Origin of the sequence: Actinoplanes sp. NPDC048791 (assembly GCF_040650095.1) — a bacterium.
GTDB lineage: Bacteria > Actinomycetota > Actinomycetes > Mycobacteriales > Micromonosporaceae > Actinoplanes.
On sequence record NZ_JBEZGQ010001244.1, the window covers coordinates 896 to 2182 of the forward strand.

The following is a 1287-nucleotide window of genomic DNA, read 5'->3' on the forward strand; positions in this document are numbered from 1 at the left end:
GCCCGCCGTGGGGCCCCCCCGCCCGTGCCGCGGGCCCCCCCGCCCCGACCGGGCGGCGGCCGCAGAGTCGACGACGGAGGAACGGTGAGCGACGCGAACCCGACGGTCTCGGGCGCGGAAGGATACCCGGGGGTCGGACGTGTCCTCGTGGTCATCCCGACCTACAACGAGGCGGACAACATCCGGCTGATCACGCGGCGGGTCCGCGAGGCCGTGCCGAGCGTCGACATCCTCATCGCCGACGACAACTCTCCCGACGGCACCGGTGACATCGCCGACGAGATCTCCGCCGCCGACGACCACATCTTCGTGCTGCACCGCGCGGGCAAGGAAGGCCTCGGCGCCGCCTACGTCGCCGGGTTCGCCTGGGCGAAGAACAAGGGCTACGACGCGGTCGTGGAGATGGACGCCGACGGCTCGCACGCCCCCGAGGAGCTGCACAAGCTGCTCGACGTGCTGCGTGACACCGACGCGGTGCTCGGCACCCGCTACATTCCCGGCGGCAGCGTGCACAACTGGCCGCTGCACCGGCTGCTGCTGTCGCGCGGCGGCAACATCTACATCCGGATGGCGCTGGGCATGCCGTTCAAGGACGCCACCGGCGGCTACCGGGCGTACCGGATGGCCGTGCTCGACGCGATCGACGTGGCGGCGGTCGCCTCGACCGGCTACTCGTTCCAGGTGGAGCTGGCCTGGCGCACCTACCGGCACGGTTTCCGGATGGCTGAGGTGCCGATCACGTTCACCGAACGCGAACACGGCGTCAGCAAGATGAGCGGCAACATCTTCAAGGAACAGCTGCTCAGGGTCACTGTGTGGGGGGTGACGGCCCGCAAGGACGCCGTCCTGGCCAAGCTCGGGCGCAAGCCGCGGCAGGGTTCGACCTGGCCGTGACCGGGCAGGGGCGTGTCATGCTTGCCGTGGGCGTCGAGGCGACGCCGGAAGGTTGGGGATGATGCGCCGAAGTCTGGCTCTGCTCCCGCTGGGGCTGCTCCTGCTCGCGGTGGCCGAGATTTCCGTGTTCGTGGCCGTGGTGCACGCCATCGGTGCGCTCTGGACCCTGCTGATCATCGCCGCGTCGAGTGTGGCCGGGCTGGTGCTGCTGCGCCGCGAGGGCATCCGCGGCTGGCGCGGGTTCCGGGCCGCCGCCGAGGCCGGCCGCCCGCCGGGCCCGCAGGTGAGCAACTCCCTGGTCGGTCTGCTCGGCGCGCTGCTGCTCACTGTGCCCGGCTCGGGGTCCGGCGGCTGCCGCGTCGTCGCCCCCTCGATCCGGTAGTGCTCGCCGGT

The 1287-nt window shown here is 71.7% G+C and carries 2 protein-coding genes; both read left to right on the top strand.

The annotated features are described in order from the left end of the window. Nucleotides 1-84: 84 nt before the first annotated feature. Entirely contained in the window at nt 85-894 is an 810-nt protein-coding gene (locus tag AB0C29_RS44920) for a polyprenol monophosphomannose synthase (protein ID WP_360834000.1), read from the top strand. A 61-nt stretch (nt 895-955) separates the two neighbouring features. Next, nucleotides 956-1276, top strand: coding sequence for an FxsA family protein (locus AB0C29_RS44925; protein ID WP_360834002.1), 321 nt, complete (start codon nt 956-958; stop codon nt 1274-1276). The last annotated feature ends 11 nt before the right edge of the window (nt 1277-1287 follow it).

Excerpts from the sequence above, each read along its gene's own strand:
- AB0C29_RS44925 (WP_360834002.1), top strand. The coding sequence starts at position 956 with ATGCGCCGAAGTCTGGCTCTGCTCCCGCTGGGGCTGCTCCTGCTCGCG.